At 33.0% G+C, this 22,947-nt stretch carries 30 protein-coding genes and 1 tRNA gene; 27 read left to right on the forward strand and 4 right to left on the reverse strand.

Annotated features, from left to right (window positions below; genetic code table 11):
- The first annotated feature begins 24 nt into the window (after positions 1-24).
- The 7 genes from K5790_RS09270 to K5790_RS09300 all read left to right on the forward strand — a co-directional run bounded on the left by K5790_RS09270 (position 25) and on the right by K5790_RS09300 (position 5,177).
- Positions 25-417: a hypothetical protein gene (locus K5790_RS09270; protein ID WP_297594432.1), complete on the forward strand. Its 393-nt coding sequence runs from the start codon at positions 25-27 to the stop codon at positions 415-417.
- Positions 410-910, forward strand: coding sequence for a winged helix-turn-helix transcriptional regulator (locus K5790_RS09275; RefSeq protein ID WP_297594433.1), 501 nt, complete (start codon positions 410-412; stop codon positions 908-910). Before K5790_RS09270 ends, K5790_RS09275 begins: the two co-directional genes overlap by 8 nt.
- The gene (locus K5790_RS09280) at positions 879-2,132 is read left to right on the forward strand and encodes a peptidase (RefSeq protein WP_297594547.1); all 1,254 of its coding nucleotides are present in this window, start codon (positions 879-881) and stop codon (positions 2,130-2,132) included. The genes K5790_RS09275 and K5790_RS09280 overlap by 32 nt, the downstream gene beginning before the upstream one ends.
- A gap of 58 nt (positions 2,133-2,190) precedes the next feature.
- Positions 2,191-2,793: a CHRD domain-containing protein gene (locus tag K5790_RS09285; protein ID WP_297594434.1), complete on the forward strand. Its 603-nt coding sequence runs from the start codon at positions 2,191-2,193 to the stop codon at positions 2,791-2,793.
- A gap of 185 nt (positions 2,794-2,978) precedes the next feature.
- Positions 2,979-3,737 (forward strand): rhomboid family intramembrane serine protease, encoded by a 759-nt coding sequence (locus K5790_RS09290; protein ID WP_297594435.1) that lies wholly within the window; start codon positions 2,979-2,981, stop codon positions 3,735-3,737.
- Between the two features lie 33 nt (positions 3,738-3,770).
- Complete coding sequence (locus tag K5790_RS09295; protein ID WP_297594436.1) at positions 3,771-3,947, forward strand: 4-oxalocrotonate tautomerase family protein; 177 nt, start codon at positions 3,771-3,773, stop codon at positions 3,945-3,947.
- A gap of 432 nt (positions 3,948-4,379) precedes the next feature.
- Complete coding sequence (locus K5790_RS09300) at positions 4,380-5,177, forward strand: carbon-nitrogen hydrolase family protein (RefSeq protein ID WP_297594438.1); 798 nt, start codon at positions 4,380-4,382, stop codon at positions 5,175-5,177.
- Here K5790_RS09300 and K5790_RS09305 read toward each other — a convergent pair.
- Complete coding sequence (locus K5790_RS09305; protein WP_297594439.1) at positions 5,170-5,634, reverse strand: DNA topoisomerase; 465 nt, start codon at positions 5,632-5,634, stop codon at positions 5,170-5,172. The genes K5790_RS09300 and K5790_RS09305 overlap by 8 nt on opposite strands.
- Positions 5,635-5,690: 56 nt before the next feature.
- On the opposite strand from K5790_RS09305, the gene K5790_RS09310 reads away from it, so the two are divergent.
- From K5790_RS09310 to K5790_RS09350, 9 genes are all read left to right on the forward strand, one after another.
- Positions 5,691-6,845: a thiolase domain-containing protein gene (locus K5790_RS09310; RefSeq protein ID WP_297594440.1), complete on the forward strand. Its 1,155-nt coding sequence runs from the start codon at positions 5,691-5,693 to the stop codon at positions 6,843-6,845.
- A 1-nt stretch (position 6,846) separates the two neighbouring features.
- A complete protein-coding gene (locus K5790_RS09315; protein ID WP_297594441.1) occupies positions 6,847-7,215 on the forward strand; it encodes an OB-fold domain-containing protein in 369 nt (122 codons plus the stop codon).
- A 70-nt stretch (positions 7,216-7,285) separates the two neighbouring features.
- Positions 7,286-7,447 (forward strand): hypothetical protein, encoded by a 162-nt coding sequence (locus K5790_RS09320; protein ID WP_297594443.1) that lies wholly within the window; start codon positions 7,286-7,288, stop codon positions 7,445-7,447.
- Between the two features lie 145 nt (positions 7,448-7,592).
- A complete protein-coding gene (gene nrdD / locus K5790_RS09325; protein WP_297594445.1) occupies positions 7,593-9,686 on the forward strand; it encodes an anaerobic ribonucleoside-triphosphate reductase in 2,094 nt (697 codons plus the stop codon).
- 215 nt (positions 9,687-9,901) lie between these two features.
- A complete protein-coding gene (locus K5790_RS09330; protein WP_297594447.1) occupies positions 9,902-12,553 on the forward strand; it encodes an adenosylcobalamin-dependent ribonucleoside-diphosphate reductase in 2,652 nt (883 codons plus the stop codon).
- Positions 12,554-12,598: 45 nt separating this feature from the next.
- The gene (locus tag K5790_RS09335; RefSeq protein ID WP_297594449.1) at positions 12,599-13,714 is read left to right on the forward strand and encodes a hypothetical protein; all 1,116 of its coding nucleotides are present in this window, start codon (positions 12,599-12,601) and stop codon (positions 13,712-13,714) included.
- 1 nt (position 13,715) lies between these two features.
- Positions 13,716-14,384: a ribosome biogenesis protein gene (locus K5790_RS09340; RefSeq protein WP_297594451.1), complete on the forward strand. Its 669-nt coding sequence runs from the start codon at positions 13,716-13,718 to the stop codon at positions 14,382-14,384.
- 22 nt (positions 14,385-14,406) lie between these two features.
- Positions 14,407-14,480 (forward strand) — tRNA-Gly (locus K5790_RS09345).
- A 53-nt stretch (positions 14,481-14,533) separates the two neighbouring features.
- Positions 14,534-14,836 carry an RNase P subunit gene (locus tag K5790_RS09350; RefSeq protein ID WP_297594453.1) on the forward strand — a complete coding sequence of 101 codons (303 nt, stop codon included), beginning with the start codon at positions 14,534-14,536 and terminating at the stop codon, positions 14,834-14,836.
- Between the two features lie 34 nt (positions 14,837-14,870).
- Here K5790_RS09350 and K5790_RS09355 read toward each other — a convergent pair whose 3' ends face one another.
- Positions 14,871-15,401, reverse strand: a complete 531-nt coding sequence (locus K5790_RS09355) for an Lrp/AsnC ligand binding domain-containing protein (protein ID WP_297594455.1) — start codon at positions 15,399-15,401, stop codon at positions 14,871-14,873.
- A gap of 426 nt (positions 15,402-15,827) precedes the next feature.
- Between K5790_RS09355 and K5790_RS09360 the strand changes: the two genes are divergently transcribed.
- Positions 15,828-16,163 carry a winged helix-turn-helix domain-containing protein gene (locus K5790_RS09360; protein ID WP_297594457.1) on the forward strand — a complete coding sequence of 112 codons (336 nt, stop codon included), beginning with the start codon at positions 15,828-15,830 and terminating at the stop codon, positions 16,161-16,163.
- Here the strand turns inward: K5790_RS09360 and K5790_RS09365 are convergent.
- The gene (locus K5790_RS09365; protein ID WP_297594548.1) at positions 16,152-16,508 is read right to left on the reverse strand and encodes a hypothetical protein; all 357 of its coding nucleotides are present in this window, start codon (positions 16,506-16,508) and stop codon (positions 16,152-16,154) included. The genes K5790_RS09360 and K5790_RS09365 overlap by 12 nt on opposite strands.
- Before the next feature lie 285 nt (positions 16,509-16,793).
- Here K5790_RS09365 and K5790_RS09370 point away from each other — a divergent pair, with 285 nt between their 5' ends.
- The 7 genes from K5790_RS09370 (at position 16,794) to K5790_RS09400 (ending at position 20,924) form a co-directional block, all read left to right on the forward strand.
- On the forward strand, positions 16,794-16,985 hold the full coding sequence (locus tag K5790_RS09370; RefSeq protein WP_297594459.1) for a hypothetical protein: 192 nt from the start codon (positions 16,794-16,796) through the stop codon (positions 16,983-16,985).
- Between the two features lie 244 nt (positions 16,986-17,229).
- A complete protein-coding gene (locus K5790_RS09375) occupies positions 17,230-17,394 on the forward strand; it encodes a DUF1059 domain-containing protein (RefSeq protein WP_297594461.1) in 165 nt (54 codons plus the stop codon).
- 235 nt (positions 17,395-17,629) lie between these two features.
- The gene (locus tag K5790_RS09380) at positions 17,630-18,016 is read left to right on the forward strand and encodes a cupredoxin domain-containing protein (protein WP_297594463.1); all 387 of its coding nucleotides are present in this window, start codon (positions 17,630-17,632) and stop codon (positions 18,014-18,016) included.
- A gap of 183 nt (positions 18,017-18,199) precedes the next feature.
- The gene (locus tag K5790_RS09385; protein WP_297594465.1) at positions 18,200-18,652 is read left to right on the forward strand and encodes a 30S ribosomal protein S19e; all 453 of its coding nucleotides are present in this window, start codon (positions 18,200-18,202) and stop codon (positions 18,650-18,652) included.
- Positions 18,653-18,659: 7 nt separating this feature from the next.
- Positions 18,660-18,941 carry a DNA-binding protein gene (locus tag K5790_RS09390; RefSeq protein WP_297594467.1) on the forward strand — a complete coding sequence of 94 codons (282 nt, stop codon included), beginning with the start codon at positions 18,660-18,662 and terminating at the stop codon, positions 18,939-18,941.
- Between the two features lie 38 nt (positions 18,942-18,979).
- A complete protein-coding gene (locus K5790_RS09395; protein ID WP_297594469.1) occupies positions 18,980-20,059 on the forward strand; it encodes a zinc-binding dehydrogenase in 1,080 nt (359 codons plus the stop codon).
- A 7-nt stretch (positions 20,060-20,066) separates the two neighbouring features.
- Positions 20,067-20,924, forward strand: a complete 858-nt coding sequence (locus K5790_RS09400) for a CoA ester lyase (RefSeq protein ID WP_297594471.1) — start codon at positions 20,067-20,069, stop codon at positions 20,922-20,924.
- 14 nt (positions 20,925-20,938) lie between these two features.
- On the opposite strand, the gene K5790_RS09405 is transcribed toward K5790_RS09400, so the two are convergent.
- The gene (locus tag K5790_RS09405; RefSeq protein ID WP_297594473.1) at positions 20,939-21,550 is read right to left on the reverse strand and encodes a transcriptional regulator; all 612 of its coding nucleotides are present in this window, start codon (positions 21,548-21,550) and stop codon (positions 20,939-20,941) included.
- A gap of 57 nt (positions 21,551-21,607) precedes the next feature.
- On the opposite strand from K5790_RS09405, the gene K5790_RS09410 reads away from it, so the two are divergent.
- From K5790_RS09410 to K5790_RS09420, 3 genes are all read left to right on the forward strand, one after another.
- A complete protein-coding gene (locus K5790_RS09410; protein WP_297594475.1) occupies positions 21,608-21,958 on the forward strand; it encodes a response regulator in 351 nt (116 codons plus the stop codon).
- A 65-nt stretch (positions 21,959-22,023) separates the two neighbouring features.
- Positions 22,024-22,167, forward strand: coding sequence for a hypothetical protein (locus K5790_RS09415; protein ID WP_297594477.1), 144 nt, complete (start codon positions 22,024-22,026; stop codon positions 22,165-22,167).
- A gap of 68 nt (positions 22,168-22,235) precedes the next feature.
- On the forward strand, positions 22,236-22,940 hold the full coding sequence (locus K5790_RS09420; protein ID WP_297594479.1) for a tetratricopeptide repeat protein: 705 nt from the start codon (positions 22,236-22,238) through the stop codon (positions 22,938-22,940).
- Positions 22,941-22,947 lie beyond the last annotated feature (7 nt).

Below are 22,947 nucleotides of genomic sequence, written 5' to 3' on the forward strand. Positions count from 1 at the left end.
ATAATTAGACCAATTTTCTATACATTGTTTAGACCCGAAAGAATTGTTGAAAGAAAATCAACATTATTTTCAGTTGTAGTTACAGGAGTAGTAGCTATTCTTGCTTTGCCAATTATCATTCCACATCTTTTACATGGTTATCATTTGGCGCATATTTTCTTGCATGTTGGTGGAATCACACTTGCAGTTTTTATTTCAGTGTTAGCTATAATCGCATATTTTAGATTAAAAACAAAACGTCTTTTGCTTAGTGCTATAGCATTTTCCAACTTTATTGTAGCTGAAGTTGTTTTGCTAGTTGATGCAACATGGCCAAATATTTACGATCTTGGTGGAATGTCATTTCCAGAGGTTGGACACTTGTTGACTTTTATTACTTTGGGATTATTGGCTTTAGGAGTGTTTAGAAATGACTGATAGAGATTCACAAATTCAACAAATCATAGATACCAATCCTGGAATCCAGTTCCGTGAAATTATGCGTTCATCAGGATTAAAAAATGGTGTACTAAGTCATTACTTGGGGAAACTAGAAAAAAATGGTATCATAAAGGTTGTACGTGGTCCACGACAAACTAGATTCTATCCGCCTTATATTACCGAAGATGAATCTCTAGTTATCAAGGCATTAAGAAAACAAACTCCAAGAGATATTTTATTTGCTATAGTCAAAGAAGATGGATTAAAATTTAGTCAAATAGTAAAAGAAGTCAAAAAATCTCCTTCTACCGTTTCACTATATCTTTCACAACTAGTTGATGATGAATTAGTTGAGATAAAACCTGTAGACCTAAAAAAGAGATATCATATTAAAGCAATAGATGTAATAGATAAATTAGTTGAAGATTATAGACCGGGATTACTTGAAAAGCCAACATCTGGATTTGAAGATATCATTAATTCCTTCTAAAAGTATCCATACAAAAATTATTTTACTTGGATTTTTCTTTTTAGTCTCTCTAATTCCTCAGGCATCTGCAGATGTCTATGTTCCATTACAAGAATATTTAGGATATTTTGATGCTCATGGCGTATATACCGTAGTTGGAAATGTTAAAAATCAAAATGACTTTGCGGTAATTCCAATCCTTACAATATCTGTTATTGATGATGGAAAAAAAGTTTCACAAACTCTACATCATGTACCAATTCCAGCAATGACTGATATTCCATTCAAATTAAAATTTCCTGAAATTCAAGCTGAAGAACCTACTTTGTTAAACGCAGAATTAAAGTATGTGAAAACTGAAAAAAATTCAATTCCAATTCAAATTATTTATGATAAATCTCTAATAACACATGATGATGGTCATGTTACTGGTAGAATAGAAAACACAGGAACTCAAACAGTGTATAATCCTAAAATATTTGCAATCGTACATGGTTATGAAACTTTTATCTTAGATGTAGCTCAAAACATTGAACCTATTAAAAAAATTGAACCAGGCGAAATTCTAAACTTTACGATATATCCTGATCCCTCCGTTTCTGAACCGGTTCGTTTCTATTCATGTTTTGCACCAGTTGATACTACGGTAATCCCAATATCTGTAAAGAAAAACGATGGAGACTTTGATTTCAGATATGATTCAGGAGCTTGGTATTCAGCCGCCAAATTCAGTGATGATGGTACCATACTTACCATGCGTGGATACAATAGTTACCCTCTTGATACTTATGCAAATTTTGAGTTTCCACCAATCTCAGGCCAAGAAAAATTTGATGTTACAATTAATGATGAACCAGTCGAGTTTATCCAAAGTGTAGATGAGATGGGTCAGTGGCATGTGGCCTTTAATGTTAAACCTCAATCTCAAGGAATTTTAAAAATTACCGGATTTGAGAAGGGATTACCTCCAAATTTATCTAAAATTCCACAATTTATCAAAACTAATGCTCAATGGTGGACAACTGATCAAATCTCTGATTCAGAATTCTTAGAAGGAATTGATTTTTTGTTTGAAAAACAAATAATCTTTGTTCCTCAACAGGAGATTGTTTCAGAGTCTAAATGGACAATCCCACAATGGATGAAGATCCCTGTTAGTTGGTGGTATGAAGAAAAAATTTCAGATGATGAATTTCTAAATATGATTGAAAATCTTGTTAAAAGAAATATTATTGTAATATGATTGGTACATTCGACGAACAACCCAGATCTATTTAATAAAATATCTCTGAATTTCTTTTATGAAACAAAACAACTCAGTTTTAGGACTGTCTATTGTAGCAATTTTTGCAATTACAGTAATTGCAATAACTGCAGTACCTGACGCTTTAGCAAAACCATCTGGTAACGGTCAACCAGATTTAATAGCTAATTTAACTGCAGAGGGAACTAATGATACAAAAGGAAAAGCAATGTTTTGGTTTAATGATGACGCCACAGAACTACAATACAAAATTGTATTGAATAAAGTAGATGTTGGTTCTGTAGGGGAAGATGGTAATGGTAAAGACAAGAATTCAGGAAAAGGATTGGAATATTATGTGACTAAACTCCATATCCATGCTGCTCCTGGAGGAATTCATACTGGAGAACATCTTCTAAACATTGTAGGCCCAATAGATGATAATGATCTAAAAATTGTAGGTCATACGTTCTCTGGAATCTGGGATGATACTGATATGACTCATGATCATCATGGCCATGGACATAACACCAAAACCTTGACAAGTCAAATTGATGCACTTTGTAACAGAGATACAGATGTAAATGTACATCTAAGTGGTTCTGACGAATTTATTCGTGGAGTCATTGATACAAACTCTGATAAATGCTCAGAACTATAGGATTTTAAATCCATTTTTTCTTTTTATTTTTAATACATCCTACGAATGTACCTATTTTCTTATAATTTGTTTTTTAATTAATTCAGTATATCGCCATAGTTAGGTGAGAAATATAGAATATCATGTTTCTCATCTATTTTTTAAAATAATCTTATTATAGAAATTTTAATCAGTCAAGATGAGCAATGCTTCCATTAAGAGATGAAAATCCCCATCCACCAGGATTCAAACCAAAAGTAACTATTGGTTTAATCATAATTAATGTTGCAATATTTTTGTATGAAATTGCTTTTACTGGGCAATTCTGGGAGTTTTCTAATTCACAAGCTGCGTTAATGTTTTTTGAATGGGGCGCAGTTCCCAGTTGTATTACTGGCTTTTCATCTATGATTCAACCTGGAATCTCATGTCCTGACACTCCGTATTTTTCATTACTTAGTTCAATGTTCATGCATGGTGGTCTGATGCATTTGGGTGGTAACATGTTGTTTTTGTGGATATTTGGTGATAACATTGAACTAAAGTTTGGTAAAGCAAAATTTCTGTTAATTTATCTTGCATGGGGAGCTGGTGCAGGGTTAGCTCATATTGTAATTGATCCAACAAGTTCTATACCTGCAGTAGGTGCATCAGGGGCAATATCTGGAGTACTTGGAGCATACTTGGCAATATTTCCTAGAGTCCGAATTACCACTTTTCTTATGTTGGGCTTTTTCTGGAGAATGATGCATATTCAGGCAAAATGGTTTTTGCCATTTTGGTTAGTCTTCCAAAACCTATTGCCATTTTTCATTGGTGGCTTTGGTGTTGCAGGAGGAGGTGTAGCATATATGGCACACATTGGAGGATTTGCAATTGGATTTGCAACTGGATATCTATACAAAAAAACACACAGTTCTGAATATACATACGGTACAAGATACGGATACAGACCAGATTATTGAAAGAATAAATCACTGAGCCTGTTTGATTTTCTTATGCCATTGATTACAGTATCGATGTATCCTGGAAGAACACAGGAACAAAAAGATGAGTACGCAAAAGCAATCACAGAATCAGCAGTTAAGATTCTAAATACAAAAGAGAGTCACGTTATTGTTGTTTTTGAAGACAATCCAAAAGAAAACTGGTTCTTAGCTGGAAAACAATTGTAGATTAGAAAACCTACATCTAGTTTTTTATTATTTTAATTAAGAAGATTGGGCTAAAGTGCCCAATCCCTGGACGATGGTAAACTAGCAGATGACTCACTAAAGTAATACCACTAATTGTTTTGTAATTTTTGTATAAAAGAGAATAGTAGGAATCATCAGTATGATCTAAATACTAAATTACAAAATCTTACTTAATTGGAACTCTCACCAATCAACTAATCGTTGCTGGTCTTAAGTTCCATGTCTACTTTATACTTTAGACAATTTTTTTTCAAAATGAAAATTAATTGACTGGAATTTCCCCCAGTCAGGGTTGACATACACACTGGTCAGTTTAAAATTATTTCAATGAATTTGCATAATAAGAAAATGGTACATTTAGTGGTTGTACCAATGGTTTATCCTTTTATTCTCAATTACTTAATATCTTTCATGAATGTAGCAGTTGTGCAATTCAAGGCATCAACTAACAAAGAAAACAATCTCAAAAAAATAATCTCGTATATTCAAAAAGCAGCCTCAAAGAATGCTACATTATGTGCATTTCCAGAATTTATGATGTTTTACACAAATTCCACTCAAACATCAAAACAGCTTGCAAGCCTAGCTGAAACAATTAGTGGTAATTTTGTCTCAACAATTGCAAAGGCGGCCAAAGAGAATAAAATTCAAGTTGTAGGATCATTTTATGAGAAGAGCAAGAAAAAAGATCGTGTGTATGACACTTCATTTGTAATTGACAAGTCTGGCAAAGTAATCTCGACATATAGAAAAATTCATCTTTATGATGCACTCGGATTTAGAGAATCAGACAAAATGACATCAGGCTCAAAGATTGCAAAACCAGTACAGACTTCACTTGGAAAAGCTGGAATGATGATTTGTTATGATCTTAGATTTCCAGAGATGTCAAGATCACTTGCATTATCTGGCGCTGAAGTATTAATTGCACCTTCTGCATGGGTACAAGGCAATATGAAAGAAGAGCATTGGATAACAATTAACAAAACACGTGCAATAGAGAATGGTTGCTATGTAATTGCACCAGATCAAGTTGGAAATATTTACTGTGGAAGAAGTCTTGTAGTTGATCCATATGGCAAGATCTTACTTGATATGAAAAAGAAACAAGGAATTGGCTATGCCAAAATTGATCTTAACAACGTAAAGCAAACACGCAAAGTCTTGCCTTTACTGAAAAACAGAAGAGCAAGTGTCTATTCTATTTAGTTTTGGGCTTTCTGCTCTCACAACTAAAATTTGAGCATTGTTTTGTCCATTTCTGATTTCTTGAATATCTGAAAATCACCATTGGCCACATACATACTTCACATGGTTTCTTTGTTGCCCTAAGTCTAGCCTTTTGTAATAATGGGGATGATGCTTTGCAACCACCATAAAAGTTAGAACAACCCATGAATCGCTTTCGTGTTGTTCTAGATCTAATTACCATCAATTCTCCTAATTTACATTGAGGACATGGAACCAGTCCATTTTTTGGGGAATTTGTTCCAAGTATCATGTATTTTTTATCTTTTGAGGACCATGAAAGATATCCATTAATGTCCAAATATTGAATGATCTCTTTTTTGAAGACACTTGTTTTTGACTTTGACTTTTTTACAGTATGCCTAACTGTACTCTTTTTGATCTGTATAGTTTGAAGACTGGATTTTTTTGGTGGCATTTTCTCTGATGGTTTTACTAAAACAATTTTTATAGGGATTCAGGTCAGCGACATTTGTGGAAAAGGTTTGCGTTCTTGGTGCAGGTAGCACCAAATATGGAAAACTAAATGAAAGTATTGCTGATATCACTACTCAAGCATCAGTTTCAGCCATCGAAAGCGCAGGAATTTCTCCAAAAGATGTCAAAGCATCATACATCTCAAACGTATTTGGAGTTGCTGACAAACAGGTACATCTTGGACCTGTCTTAATGAGTAGATTAGGAATTCCCGATAAACCATCATTAACAATAGAGTCTGCATGTGGAAGTGGTTCTGTATCATTTAGAGAAGCATATGCCAACGTTGCAGCAGGATTCTATGATTGTCTTTTAGTTACTGGAGTTGAAAAAGTAACTCATACAGGAACCGAATGGACTACAACTTACTTTGCATACTGTTCAGATTTTTTCTATGAAGGTCAAGCTGGTGCATCGTTTCCAGGTTTGTTTGCATCTATGGCACGAGCTTACTTGACAGAATTTGATGCAACTGAAGAAGACTTTGCAGCAGTTGCAGTAAAGAACCATGATAATGGTTTTCTAAATCCTAAAGCTCACATGCAAAAGAAAATTACAATTGAAGATGTAATGAAGTCTGCAGTAGTTGCTAGTCCTCTCAAACTTTATGACTGCTGTCCATTCTCTGATGGTGCAAGCTCTGTTATTCTTTGTTCTGAAAAGTTTGCAAAAGAACATGGTGGTGATTACATTGAAGTAATTGGTTCTGGTCGTGGTGGTTCACCTGCAGCATTACAAGGACGTGAACACATGACAACAATTCCTAGTACAAAGATTGCAGCAGAAGCAGCATACAAAATGGCAGGAATCACTGCAAAAGATGTTGACTTTGCAGAAGTACATGATTGTTTTACAATTGCAGAAGTAGTTGACACTGAAGATCTAGGATTCTTTGATAAAGGACAAGGAATTCAAGCTGTTCGTGAAGGTAGAACAAAATTAAATTCTGATATTTCAATTAATCCATCAGGTGGTCTTAAATCAAAAGGACATCCAATTGGAGCAACAGGTGTTGGACAAGTAGTCGAAGTATTTGATCAACTAACTGGAAGAGCAGGTGAAAGAACTGTTAAAGATGCAAAGATTGGCTTAACGCATAACTTTGGTGCAACTGGTGCAAGTTGTGCAGTTCATGTTTTCCAAAGTGTATAAAATGACTGTTGAAGAGCAACTTATCCAACATGCTAAAGAAGGTAAGCTTCTAGTTCACAAATGTACTGAATGTGGTTACCTTCACTTGTCAACTGCTTATTATTGCCTAAAGTGTGGTAGCAAGGGATTTGAAGATGTTTTATTAGATGGAACAGGCACAATTGCAACTTATACCATTATTACAGTGGCTCCTGCAGGCTTTGAAAAATTTACTCCATATGCCTTTGTTGTCCTAAAATTAGACCAATCTGATTTGAGAATCTCTGGATTTATGGCAGGTATTGCTACTCCTGCAGATCTTCCAGTTGGAACAAAAGCCAGAATTGCTGGTTTTGAAGATAACTGTGGAATTATAATTAAAAAGCAGTAAAATTATTTGCTTGATTAATTAAAAAAATTCAAAATCGATTCTTAATTATTTTGTAAATCTGATCATTTTCATGTCAGTAGAAGTAACATGTGGAAAGTGTGGAGAGAAGATTACAAACATGAAGATGTTAAAATCTCTAAAAGATGTAATGAATCCTTATAGTGGAAAATGTCCATCTTGTGGACAGAAACTTTCAACGTCTGAGTTTTCCCTTGATGTACAAGAAAATTGATCTTAAACTTTGAAATTTAATTAAGAATTTGAAAATCAAGTTTCTGATCTAAAAATCTTTGTTTTGAAATAACAAAACTGATCTAAAAAGACTCTGAAATGTTCTAGTCATAAGTCTTATTTACTCCTTATTTTGTAAATGATTCATGGAATTAGCCGAAGAGATCTCTGAACCAAAGAGAAGTGGCATCCTGCAGTCTACATCGAAACGTGTTAGAATGATCTTTTCTGTCATGGCAAGTCCTAATAGAATCGATATCCTTCGAATCCTAAATTCCAAGGGACCATTGACCTATTCAGAGCTAAAATCATTGGCAGGATTCAAGTCCAAAAAAGAGAGTGGTAAATTTGCATACCACTTGAGAAAATTATTAAGACAATCCCTTGTTGCACTTAACAAATCTGAAAGACGATACACAATTACAAATTTGGGAAAATTAGTTTTGAGTTTAGCTAGACAAATTGAAGAAAGATCAATTATTGAAAGTGGAAAGATGTATGTTAGAACATCACATGAATCAATTGAAGAATTTAATTCTCATAAAATTATTCAATCACTAGTTCGTGAAGGCAGTTTGCCACTAGAACTAGCACAAAAAATTACCGAAGAAGTTGAAAATAGAATTTACAAATATCAAACTACCTATCTTACAGGCTCACTGATTAGAGAAATGGTTAATTCTGTTCTTCTTGAGCATGGTCATGAGGAATATAGGAACAAACTTGCACGCCTAGGTCTGCCTGTTTATGACGTTCAAGAAATGATCTCAAACTTGGATAATGTAGATAATGGTGCTGAAGGTCTCTTGTTTAACACTGGACAGAGAGTCTTCGCTGAGCACTTACTTACAAACATACTTCCAAAAGATGTGGCAGATTCCCATCTTTCTGGTGATTTGCATATTACTAATCCTGGTATTTGGTCTATGATTCCTGATACAATATTTGTTAACATTAAAGAATTGATTGAAGATGGAATTGATCTTGGTGGAAAATATCTTGATGTCTCAAGAATTTCTTCATCAAAACAACTTGATGAGATTACAACTGCATTATCCATTGCAATATCTCTTCTATCAAAGGAAGCATCACAAGAAATTGTGCTTGATGGATTGGTTGCATTGTTTACAAAACATTCAAAATCACTCCCAGACCTAGAACAAAAATTAACTGATGCATTTTCAACTGCATCTACAACTTCAAAATATAACAAAACAAGTACAGTTGTATCAATTAGACTACAATTAGGTACTGATACTAAAATAATTAATTCAATTATTAATGCATACAAAAATTACGTAAAGATCACTCCAATACCAAAAATTGGTTTGATAATTGATCATGACAAAGGAAAGATAACTGATGTTTCTCAATCAGCTGCTGAAATTATTTCATTAGGTGGTAAGGTAATGTTTGCTAAAGGACAAACATCTAGCTTAGGTGTTACAAATGGATCAACAAAGACCACTAGTCCGCTTTCAATAACATTGCAATCTGTTTCAATTAACCTTCCTAGACTTGCATTTGAATCAAACAAAGATGAAACTTACTTTAGAGCAAGACTTGCATTATTAATGAAGCCAGCACTATCTTCTATGGCATTAAGAAAGAAAGAGATCTCAGATCTTACAAGAAGAGGACTAAATCCAATTCTTGCAAAGAACACACAATACATGCAAAGAAGTTCTGTATCACTTGTTGTAAATTTGGTTGGACTCAAAGAAGCAGTCTTTAACATATTAGGATTCCAAGATAACAAAGAAGGACGAGATATTCTACACAAAGTCATTGAGACTGCTGTTGATGTTGGTGCCAAAAAAGGCAAAGAATTGGGCGATCCTGTGGCTATTTGTATGACTGAAACAGAAGGCTCTGCTCGTTTTGCTTTACTTGATGGGGAAAAATATGGTAAAAATTCCTCTCTGAATTCAATGGATACGGACTATTATTCACAAGGTGTCGTGATTAATTCATCTGAGATTTCCGATTTTACTGCTAAGAGTGAACCTATTTCTGAATGTAACAAACTATCAAAGTTACTCAATGGTGGCTTACTTGTAACATTAGATATTGACAAGAACGCAAAGCCTGAAGAAATCCAAAAATCCATTGAAAAGGCATCAGAACTTACATCTTCTTTCAAGCCTGTTAAGAAAATTTCAATATGTGGTGAATGTGGATTCAAGGAAGAGCTATTTGAAGACAAGTGTCCAAAGTGCAAGTCACCATATGTTGTCTGATATTCGTAAATGAAAAACTAGTAACGATCATTTCTTAAAATATTTTGATCATTATACGTTCCGGCGATCATCGTCGTTTACCATGAATGTTATGCCAGTATGAAGTTCATAGTAGTGGTGTTAAAAAAATTGACTCTTTAATGGGCCAAGATCAAAACTTTTCGAGCACACAAGTTATATCCACATCTTTCTTACCCATTGCGGGGAGATTATAATTGGATAATTCACAAATAGAAAATACGATCAGTGAGATCCGTAAGCGCAGTGGCGCAGTAACGGCTTTCAATAAAAATAAAATTTCAAATGCCATCTATAGGGCATTGGCTGCCACCTCTAAAGCCGACCGTGGTTTAGCCGATCAACTAGCAGGAAAAGTTGTTGATAAATTAGTAGAACAAGGATTTACTAGTTCTCGAACACCTACAGTTGAAGACATTCAAGATATTGTAGAGTCTACATTAATTGATAGTGGAAATAGCGATATTGCCAAAGCCTATATCGTTTACAGACATGAGAGAAGAAAATTAAGAGACGAAAAGAAGAAGGTCTTAAATCTAAAAAATCTAGATCCAGTTTCTAAGAAATTTGATTTGAATTGTCTTAGGGTTTTAGCATCAAGATATCTTTTCAGAAATGGCAAAAATGAAATCATTGAATCACCTACTCAGATGTTTGAAAGAGTTGCAATCCTAGTTGGAATTGGTGATATTCTTTATGACGCACAACTATTTGACAAATCTGGACATACCAAACAAGATGTAGAAGAAGCAAAATCTTATCTTGAGAAATTAGATGCCTTTGATTATAAATTCAAAGTAGGCTCTTATTTCTTTAACAAGTGGCATTTTAGAGCACTAATCAATCACTATGTTACACTTGCAAACAAAGGTCAGATGAAGGTAAGTTTCAAAGATCTATTGACATTACTTGCAGCCAAGAAACTAGATAGTTATGAAGATAAAATAACTGAGTACCTTGAATTGATGACTGCACAAGACTTTCTACCAAATTCACCAACAATGATGAATGCTGGAGGAAGATTGGGACAACTATCAGCATGCTTTGTCTTAGGAATGGAAGATGGTATGGAGCAAATAATGAAATCCACATCTGATGCAGCATTGATCTTCAAATCTGGCGGTGGTGTAGGAATAAACTACTCTGATTTGCGTGAAGAAGGTGATATTGTTGCCTCAACTTCTGGTGTTGCCTCAGGTCCGGTATCTTTTATGAACATCATCAATACCGTAACTGAAGTTGTAAAACAAGGAGGAAAAAGACGTGGTGCTAACATGGGAATCATTGAAGCATGGCATCCTGATGTTGAGAAATTCATTACCAATAAAACAGAACCAGGAATCTTAGAGAACTTTAATGTAAGTGTGGGAATCTGGGAAGACTTTTGGCATGCACTAGTAAACACTAGTGATGGAAACTATGTTTTGCGTAGTCCACGTGATAAAAAACCAGTAAAAGAAATCAATGCACACCAACTCATTGATCTAATTGCACTATCTGCATGGAAGAGTGCAGAACCTGGCTTGATCTTCTTTGATCAAATTAACAAATACAATGTGTTTGCCAAAGCTAGACAAGCACCATTAAGAGCTACAAATCCATGTGGTGAGCAAAGTCTCTATCCATACGAATCTTGTAATCTTGGTTCTATCAATTTGGTCAATCTAGTAAAACGCCAAGCAGATGGAAGTTATGAATTTGATTGGCAAAGATATGAAGAAACAATCAGAAAGACAACAAGATTCCTTGATAACATCATTGATGTAAACAACTATCCAGTACCAGAGATTGATGTTGCATCAAAAGAATCTAGAAGAATTGGATTAGGTGTTATGGGAGTTGCAGATCTTCTATACAAATTAAGGATTCCATATAACTCCAAAGAAGGTTATGAACTACAATCAAAACTCTCCGAAGCATTAACCTACTATTCAATGGAAGAAAGTGTAGCACTTGCAAAATCTAGAGGTGAGTTCCCACTTTGTTCAAAGACTGAATATCCTGAAGGAAAGATTCCAGTTGCAGGATACTATGAGAAACCAAAAGAAGCTCACTCCTATGAATGGGATGCACTAATTGATAAAATCCAAAAGTATGGAATAAGAAATGTCTTGACAACTACAGTTGCTCCAACAGGAACACTATCCATGATAGCAGATTGTTCAAATGGAATGGAACCTGCATTTGCTCTTGTATTTGAGAAGCGAGTAACAGTTGGAAGATTCTTCTATACCAACAAGATTGTCGAAGAAGTCCTAAAAGAAGAAGGTCTTTACAATGATGAAATTCTTGCAAAGATTGCAGACAACTACGGTTCATTGAAAGGAATTCCTGAAATTCCTCAATGGATGCAAGATGTCTTTGTAACTGCAATGGATATTCATTGGGCTGATCATCTCATGGCTCAAGGTGTATGGCAAGACTGGATTGGAAATGCAATTGCAAAAACAATCAACATGCCATATGATGTAACAGCAGAAGATGTAAAATCTGCATATCTGTTAGCACATGAAATAGGACTAAAAGGAATTACCGTTTATCGTGACGGTTCAAGACACAAACAAGTACTTCACATGACTAGTGAAAATGCAGAGAAGACCTTTGATGTAACTCCAAGTGAATATATCACTGAATACATCACTAAGAAAATTACAAACCCTTACGTCAAATCTCAAGTCAATGCAGCACTTGCAATTAAAGTTCATGACGAAGAAATCAAAATGGAACCTCAGAAGATAGAAGATATTCCCGAAGATCGTCTATGTCCAACATGCAAAAACAGCCTTGTCTTTGTAGAAGGATGCAGTATCTGTATTGAATGCGGATACAGTGGTTGTACTTCTGGATAATCTCAGAATCACAACTTTTTTACTTCCTTTTCATTTTGAATCCGTGTGGTAAAGAAAGTTCTAGGCATAGCCATAGGAATAACAGTAATTATTGCAATTGCAGCCGCAGTTTTGACCATTCCTAATTCAGAAATTACTCAAAAAACTAATGAAAAAATCGGTTTGGTAATTAACACACCCAGTCAATCTACATCACTACAACAACTCGATCAAGTCTTTACAGATGCATCAACTACTGGTATAGGAAGAAGTAATGTGTATCTATTCTGGAACATAATAGAGCCTCAGCGTGGAGAATTTGATTGGAGACAATCAGATATTATGATGGGATTAAATGAAAAAAATAATCTAAAAGTCACTTTGTTTTTCTCAATTATTAATGGGGAAACACTTGGCCCTTTTCCTAATTGGATTGGAAAACCATCCATTAATGCAATAGGTGAAGACAGACTAGTGGATGCACTTGATGCAATTTTATCTAGATACCACATTATTGATTCAGTAATTATTGCAGGTGAAACAGAATCTCAATTTAGATATTATGAGCAAAATATTCCAGTTTACAAGGAATTCTTTACAGGAGTTTATGACAAAATAAAGGAGAAACATCCAGATGTGAAATTTGGAAATTCATTTGCATTGCATCATACAATAAACAAAGACCTGACAAATATTGTAAAAGAATTAGCAATAGGTGATTTTGTAGCATTTTCATATTTTCCTGTTGATAGTCTAAATGATATTGTAAAATCTCCCCAGGAAACAAAAGATGATCTTAATCAAATATTTGAGATTATTCCTGATAAAAAAATAGCATTATTTGAGATTAGCTGGAGTACATCTGATTTTGTTGGTGGAAGTGAAGAATCTCAGAGTGATTTTATGCAACAACTATTCGAGTTTTACTCTAAAAATGAATCAAATATTGAATTTATGACGTGGTATAGACAGTACGACAGACCAGAGAACACATGCGTCTTGGCGCAAGAAAATATTGGTGATGAAAAAATCAGTGTTGGTGGTGGTTCTGGTTTAGGAAGTAGCGAATATGTAATTGAGAGATTAAACCATTACATCTGTCATGCAGGATTAGTTGATGTTAACGGAAATCAAAAACCAGGATGGAATGAATTTAAAAATCAAGTAGAAATGATCAATTAAGATGCTTTCTTTAATTCTAGCCGAATCTTCTATTGAAACAATTCCTAATGAGATGAAAGATCATCCCTCAGTAATATCTCATGAAAGAAAACTTGGTAAAGACTATTCAGAAATTCTATTAGATAATTCTTGGCACTTTGCTGCAATGAAAGGAATTAAAAATGAAATTAAAAGAGGAAGACCAGATTTAGTTCACTTTTCAATTTTAGAGGCTACAACAATCCCACTATATTATGAAAATAAAATCAAAATCTTCATTCATACCATTAATGATAAAGTAATCTCTATTGGAGAAAATGTCCATATTCCAAAATCATATCATAGATTTGAAGGACTTTTTGAAAAATTATTCTTGGAGAAAAAAATTACTGTTAATGACAATGAACTCCTGTCAATTAAAGATCAATCTTTTTCTGAGCTAGTTAACCAGATCAATCCATCAAAAGTTGTAGGATTATCAACTACAGGAAAAACAAGTTCATTTGAAAAAATTAGTACTACATTAGATGATGATTCATGTGTTGTGATTGGAGGTTTTCAGAAGGGACATTTCTCTGATTCAATCAAAAATAAATTCACTGATCTATTTTCTGTTGGAGAAACATCACTTGAAGCTCATGTTGTTATTGCTAGAATGCTTTACGAGTATGAAAAAACCATTTTTATGTAGGTCCAGAAATTTGCAATCTGTTGCAGTCATAGTATAGCCTGGTTAGTATTCGGGGTTTCCAACCCTGTGACGCGGGTTCGAATCCCGCTGACTGCATCTTTATCCATAGTAATGAGAAGTAATTTTTAGGTCTACAAAGTATCATTATTGTGAAACCATCAATTAGAAAAATTGCAATGGAAAGAATGCAAATTTTAATCGATAATGCAATTTCAAATGCAACAAAAGATCCTGAACTATCTCAACGTCAAGCATCACTTGCAAGAAGGATTAGCTCAAAACACAAAATTAGAATGCCATATCATCTTAGGATGGTTTACTGCAAAAAATGCAAGTCCTTTATTGCACCTGGAATAAATTCAAGAATTCGACTAGGAAGGGCATCTGTCAAGTCGATCAGAATTACTTGTAATCTGTGCGGACATACTTATCGTAAAATAATATCTCAATAACATTTTAAACAAATTTCAAACTATGATCTTTTGATTATTCTGCTTCTTGTTCATTAATTATGGTTAGAGTCATACTTGATTTAATATGAGGAAGAGATCTTATGGCTTTGGTGATGATGTTTTCTAGGGTTTTATCATCTGGAGCTTCTATTTTACAAATTACATCATAGAACCCAAACACTACATCTGCTTCTTTGACTTCTGGTATATGACTTAGATTCTTCAGTGTTGGAAATTCTTCTCCTTTATCACAATGAATAACAACATATGCTTGAGATTCATTTTTTCCTAACATCATTCCAATTAGTTTCTCAGATGTCTGAAATAATTCTCCTGATTCTGAGCGAGTCAAAGTTACTGTGGAATGAATTTTTGGCATCTTTCGAATTACACCTGTAACAACTTTCTGAATTTTTTCCTCTGTCTCAGTTTCAATTTGAACAATAATATCGTATAGTCCTAGTGTTCCGTGAACCTCTTTTACAGAATCAATTTTTTTTAGTGATGCAATTACTTCTTTTTCAGAACCCAAATCACAATTCATCATAACATAGGCTTTTGCCATTTTTACTTGACACATCCATAAACAGTCTCAAGATATGGTCTGAAAACCATGCTAGTATAACGTGAAATTAGAATAAAAGATTTCTTTAAAAATACTGATGAAAAAACATCAATTTCAAATTTATTCACAAAAAACCATATTTTTTGCATATTGCCTAATTTTATTTTTCGCGTTTTGGTTTAGAGTGTGCCTTTATCATGTGTTTTTTAGTTCTCTCAGGATCAGTAAACTCCATATTGCAAATTGAACACTTGTTCGAAAATGTAGTTTCTCTCTTTAAGATATTTTTTACCCTGATTTTATTAAAGGATATTTTTGGCTTCATATTTTGTTGAGAAATTTTTTGATTATAAGGAGTTGCTTAACATTGTTAATCAACCATTGATTTGTAAAAATAGTTAAAGACTCATAATATGAATAACATTATTGACTACCTCTAAAAAATATAGAGATCGAATCTATATTGTTAAAGATATTATTCTTACTTTATCTGAGTATGGACAACTCAATCAGACTTCATTGTTTAGCTTTTGTGGATTAAATATTTCAAAGCATAAGCAGATATTAGATAATTTAGAACAAAATGAAATAATAGAAAGAAAAGAAATTGCTGATGGAAAAAGAACAATCACGTTATTCAAAGTGACAAATAAGGGGATGAATTTTTGTCATGAGATCTTAGAGCCATATGAAAAACTATTTCCAAGAAGTGGTAAATCCTCTGATTCTTCACTGAATTTAGGATGTATTTTATTCATCTAGGTTATATTTTGATGAAATATCTTTATCCAAATCTTCTCGTTTTTTCAAATAATTTGCATATCTTTTGTTCCAATTAGAAAGGGATCTAAATTGTTGCACGCCAGTTATCAGCCAGATCCCCGAAGTAACTAAAACTACTGTCAAGAAAACCATTAAAAGTATTGCAAAATCATTCTCATTTTCAACTAAATGAAAAAATTTTGGATGCGTAAGTAGATACAGAGAGATTCCTATTGCTAGAGGAGCTAAAATAAGTGCCGAGAATGACACTCCAAGCATTAATCCTCTAAGCTGTTGAATTTTTTCAATAAATAGATCCATTGAGCTTAGAATGTTATTTCCCATATCAGTCAAAGGATCTTACCTCAAAATCTTTTAGATAATGTTCTGTCATATCTGATGATTTATTTTTAAAAATGGAGTTTTTATAATTTCTCAACATGTTCTCAATTAATAGATAGTATATAGCAAATACTTAACATTGTTAATCCATTTTTATAAAAAATCATCTTTCATATGATTTATGAGAAAAAAAGAAGACTCTGATGAGGAAAATACTGTAAATAGAAAAAATGATGATTGGTGGAGATTAGAAAAATTTCAGATAGGAAGGAGTAGATTTCCATAGCCATGACATTTTGCTGTAAAGGGATTTGTGAAGGAATAAAAGCAGATTCAATTCCAAATATTTCTCGTTACCAATCTGGTCAAAAGAGATGTTCCTTATGTGCAATTTTTTTGGATACTTCTGATTTAGGATGTCCTTGCTGTGGTGCACGACTTAGAACAAAATCTAGGAATAGACGAATGTATGAGGAATAAAATATCCTTAACATTGTTAAGTATGTTCTAAATATTAATAAAATAATTATCAAGCAATGCAGAAGCAGACTACTCCAATAGGGAATGAACAACTTACAAAATTGCAATTCAGTTTTCTAGTTTTCATTTACTGCCATTAGACACTGGTAATTCCCAAAATTGCTTCTGCAGAATTAATTTTACTTCATTTTTAAGTTAACAATGTTAACTGAAGTATATTAGAGATAAATTTTATGAAAAATGAGTGGCAAAATTAAGATGTAATGACTACGGATTTGAATGTGATTTTGTAGCTGAGGGGGAAATTGAGCAAGTTATTGAAAAATTTGGTCAACACTCCGAAGAAGAACATGGAATTGATTACTCAAAAGAAGCAATCATGCATGTAATTTTGAGAAAAACCACCTGATTGATTCAATATAAAAATAAAATATGATCAAGTATAGATTTTATTAAAACATATTTTATCTAATTCCAATTTGAATTTCTCAAAGCTTAACATTGTTAATTATTGTATATATTCATCAAAATAGCTTCTTTGAATATTGAAAAGTAAACAGAAAAATAAATCAAAATTATCTAAAGGTAATTTAATTTCTATTTGTGTGGTTACAGTTATTGCGGTATTTTTAGTATTTTATATATTGAATTCATTTGTTCCAGTAAATTCTGAAACTATTGTTTTTTCTCCTCCTTCGAACATATTTTTAAAAGCCGTAAAGTCATCCCAAGGAGATTATTATTATCAGTCAACAAAAGGTGGTAAAACAGTTCCCTCTGTTCAAGGTATGTCGCCATCAATTAAAGTATCAAAAGGAAATCTTGTTCAGATTCATTTGATTAATGAGGAAAAAAATGAACTTGGTTTGTCTTCCAAACATAATTTGAATATTGATGAATTTAATGTTCATACAAAAGATCTAGGATATTTTCAAAGTGAGTCTATCACATTTTTGGCAGATAAAACCGGTTCTTTTGAATACTATTCATCAATTCATCCCAACATGAAGGGAATTATTGTTGTAGATTGAGTAATTAATTTTGATGATAATTCCAAAAAATAAATTATATTTTATAAATTGAAACAGATTCAAATTTATGCCCAAATCCTTTAAAGAAAAATCATAGATCGACTATTTTGCGTTGAGTTGTGTTTAGCAAACTAGACAGAATACCTCAATGATTTATAAGACGATTCTCAATTTTTTGAGTTCATGGCAAAGGTTTACGACGTACCAGCAGATGTATTGATTGGAAAATTAGCTGCAATTCTCAAGAATGAAGATATTCCAGCTCCTAGTTGGATTCCATTTGTTAAAAGCGGAGCTCATGCCGACAAACCACCACAAGACAGAGATTGGTGGTATACTAGATGTGCATCATTAATGAGAAAAATTTACCTTAACGGACCTATTGGAGTAAATGAATTGAGAAATGAATATGGTGGTGGTAAACCATCAGGATATGGAGCAGCACATCATAAAGATGCAGGCGGTGCAATTATCAGAAATGCAATTCATGGATTAGAAAAATTAGGTTACATTGAGCAAGTTGAGAAAAAAGGGCGTATTGTTTCAAAACAAGGAATGCAAAAACTTGATAGACTTGCAACAGAAATTCTTAAAGAACTAATTGTTGAAAATCCTCAATTGAAAGTATACACTTAGATTCAAAATGAGTTTTCCAGAACCTGACGAATTACCTCAACATAACCAAGATCACGAATCAGTAGCACAAAAAGAGCAAATTCTAAAACAAATTCTTTCACCAGAAGCTCGAATGAGATTAAACAATATCAAAATGGTAAAAGCTGAACTATGTGAATTAGTTGAACAATATTTGATCGGAATGGCAACTCAAGGAAAAATTAGAGGTCAGCTAAATGATGATCAATTAAAGCAAATATTACTTTCAATTCAACAACCAAAACGCGATTTTAAGATAAACCGAGTCTAAATCTAAAATTTATTTATGGGTAAGATCTGGGGTTAGTCATGAAAGCAGTTGTTTATAATGAATATGCACCAGATGATAATTTTGCTAAAATCCTCAAAGTCCAGGATATAGATGATCCAAAACCAAAAGCAGATGAAGTAGTTTTCAAGGTTAAAGCTGCTGCTCTTAATTATAATGATATTTGGGGAATGAGAGGTCAACCAGTTCCAGTTCCATTACCACATGTGTCAGGCTCTGATGCAGCTGGAGATGTAATCGCAGTTGGTGATGATGTTAAAAATATCAAAGTAGGAGATAGAGTTGTATCACACTCTAACATGTCCTGTAGAGTTTGTAAAGCATGTACTGATGGACGAGAGTTTGATTGTATTAACAGAACAATTTGGGGATTCCAAACTGGTCCAACTTGGGGTGCATTCCAAGAAATTACCCATTTACCAGAAGTTAATGTTTCAAAAATTCCAGAAGGTGTATCATATGATGATGCAGCTGCTGCATCTATGACACTATTGACATCATGGCATATGCTAGTTGGTAGAGCAAAAATTACACCTGGACAAACTGTCTTAATTATGGGTGGTGGTTCTGGAGTGGGAAGTTTTGGAATTCAAATTGCAAAGTTATACAACTGTGATGTTATTGCAACTGCAAGTCCAGATAAACTAGACAAATGTCTAGAACTTGGGGCTGATTTTGCAGTAGATCATAGAAAAGAAGACTGGCATAAAGAAGTAAGAGCCATTTCTAAAGATCTAGCAAAGAAAAAAGGTGAAGCACCAGGAATTGATCTCTCATTTGATCACATTGGTGAAACACATTGGAATAAACAATTAACATTGTTAAAGTATGGTGCAACTCTAGTTTCTTGTGGTGCAACAACAGGATATAATGCACAAACTGATCTTAGACACATATTCTTTAAGGGAACTAACATCTTGGGTTCCACACAAGGAACAAAAGCTGAACTTGATCAAGGCCTTTACTGGATGGGTCAAGGAAAAATTAAAGCTGCAATTGACTCTACTTATACATTTGAGCAAGCAGCAGAAGCTCACACAAAGATGTTAACTGGAAAAGGTCTCTTTGGCAAAATCTTAATGAAGCCAGAGGGCGCTTAATTATTTAATGACGCAGCTTTTTCGCAGTCTTATTTTTGTTCCAGGGAACAATCCTAGGTTTTTAGAAAAAGCAAAAAAGCTTCAAGCTGATATTGTTTGTTTTGATTTAGAAGATTCAGTTCCAGATAATGAAAAAGCAAATGCAAGAAAACTAATCAAATCTGCATTAAAATCTAGAAAATCTTATGAATCATCAATTTTCGTTAGAACAAATTCTCCCACATCAGGTAAAATTCCATCAGATCTCAACGAAATAGTACAAAAAGGAATAGATGGAATTGTTATTCCCAAGGTTAACAACACCAAGGAACTAAAAACAATTGAACAAATCCTCTCAAAGCTTGAAAAAACACGAAAACTAAAATCTATTCAATTGATTCCTTCTATAGAATCTGCTGAAGGGGTAGTCAACACCTATAGCATTTCATCATTTGGAAAAAGAATATCTGCAGTAGTTTTTGGTGTTTTTGATTTACTAAATGACATTGGTGTTGAATATACAAAAGATTCTGAAGGGGCAAAATATTCAAGGTCAAAAATTCCAGTTGATGCTCATGCTGCAGGAATTGTAGCAATTGATGCAATTTGGCAAGATCTTAAAGATATTAGAGGATTAGAAAATGATTGCAAGATGGGAAAGAGTCTTGGCTACTCTGGAAAAAGTGTAATTCATCCAGATCAAATCCCTGTAGTTCATAAATTATTTCATCCAAACAAAAGTGAGATAATTTGGGCTGAAAAAGTATGCAAAACATATCTTGAATCAACCAAGAAAGGAAAAGGAGCAACAACTGTTGATGGAAAAATGATCGATGAGGTTCATTTCAAACAAGCAAAAGCCCTTCTTGATTTGGTAAATAACTAATTTTTACGTTTAATTTACTCAAAAGATTCTAGAATTGCTTTCATGCTGGAGCTTTTCATAAATATTTTTTTAGAAATTATTCCTGTAACTACTGTTTTGTCTTTTTTTATGTCTAATTTAATTTCATGAAAAACACATTGAAGTTTGAATATTTTTTTACTTTCACTTAGTATTCTTCCAGACTCAATAATTAATCCATTTTGAATCAAATTTTCAATTTTTCTATATCCCGAAGTTTTTGGAACTTTTGATTCCTTTAGAATTTTTGGTATAGTTAATTCATTTTCTAAAAGTTTTGAGATAATTTTCCTTGTTTCAATATCAGAAAATAAATCTAAAATTACATTTGATAAATCTTGACTTATTATGGTGATAATAAATTCATCATCTTTTTTTTTCACTTTAATAATTTTATTAATACAATCCTTTTCAAATTTTGATACATTGATATGAGAATTTTTTTTTAATACATTTGAAAATTTTTCAAAATGCTCAATTGAGAGTTTGATTGACATGCCATGTTCTAAAAATAATTCACGTTCCAAATTTTTTAGAACATCTAATTTCAATCCTTTTTTAATTTCCTTACTTAGTGATGATGAAATTAGTCGATCTATACCACCCATGTGTTGATTCTATTTATGGAAAATATTAAAGCACCGCTATATCTAAAGTGAGTAAAGATGTCCAAATCCGTAATTGTAATTGATGATGATGAGGATACAGTTAGATTATTTAGTGAATTTCTAGAGGAGCATGGCATATCAGTAGTAGGAAATGGATTTGATGGTGTTACTGCTGTAAAATTATACAAGCAAACAAAGCCTGATGTTGTTCTAATTGATCTTAATATGCCTAATGGAAGTGGATTTTATGCTATTAAAAAAATTCAAGATATCAATCCGGAAGCAAAGATTATTGCAGTTACAGCAGATAGTAGCTATTCTACTGAAGAAAAACTAGAAAAACTCAACATTCCACTTATTCAAAAACCATTCAAAATGGATAAAGTAATCCAAATAATTGAAAACTAATTTCCCATTTTTGGGACTTTTCACATATTGTTATATTATAATGTTCATAAATTAATTTGATACAAATGAGTAAACGAGTTACAATCATGATTGATGAAGATCTTGATAAAAAAATTAGACTCAGACAAGCAAAACTGATTCAGCAAGAACAATCATCATATAGTTACTCCAAAGTTCTAAATGAAACTCTTCGTCGAGTTTTAAAATAGATTTTTTTTAAATTTTTTATATTTTAGAATAGGTTAAAGATAATGAATTTTAATTAAATACAGCAAAAATGGTTAATCTTCTTGATCCCTCCAACGTAATTACTAGGATGTTTAATGCCGGAAAATATGAAGAAATGTATCAATACTGCCTTAAAATGATTGAAAAAATCCCAAATGACATGGTTGCCCTTCAAAATATCTCATTATCTCTAATTTATTTAAAAAAATATCAAGAGGCCATTACTTATTGTGATAAAGTATTGGAAATAAAAAAATCTGATACTTTTGCTCTTAAAAATAAAATCTACTCTCTTGAAAATTTAAAGCAATATGAAAAAGTAATTGAATTATGCCAAGAAATTCTATCATTTAATCCAAATGATGTTTGGGCTCTAAACAGTATGGGCTTATCCCTAAATGAACTAGATCGTCATGAGGAAGCCCTTGCGTGTTATGAGAAATCATTGAAAATTGACCCAAATGATGTTACTGCATTAATGAACAAAGCCATCTCTCTTAGCCATTTAAAAAATTATGAAGAATCAATAAAATATTATGATAGGGCCCAACATGTTGATCCGAGCATTAAGGAGATTCCTATTGCTAAATCTAGATTATTTGAAAAATTAAAAATGCCTGATGAGGCATTCTTAGCTGCACAAGGGGTTCTCAATAAGGATATGGAAAAAATCATAACAAGTGCTAAAGAAAACAAGTGTACTGTTTTTCATCAATTTTGTCAAAATGAATTTGAAGAATATGATTCTAAATAATATACAA

Origin of the sequence: Nitrosopumilus sp., from assembly GCF_025698945.1 — an archaeon.
Classification (GTDB): Archaea; Thermoproteota; Nitrososphaeria; order Nitrososphaerales; family Nitrosopumilaceae; genus Nitrosopumilus.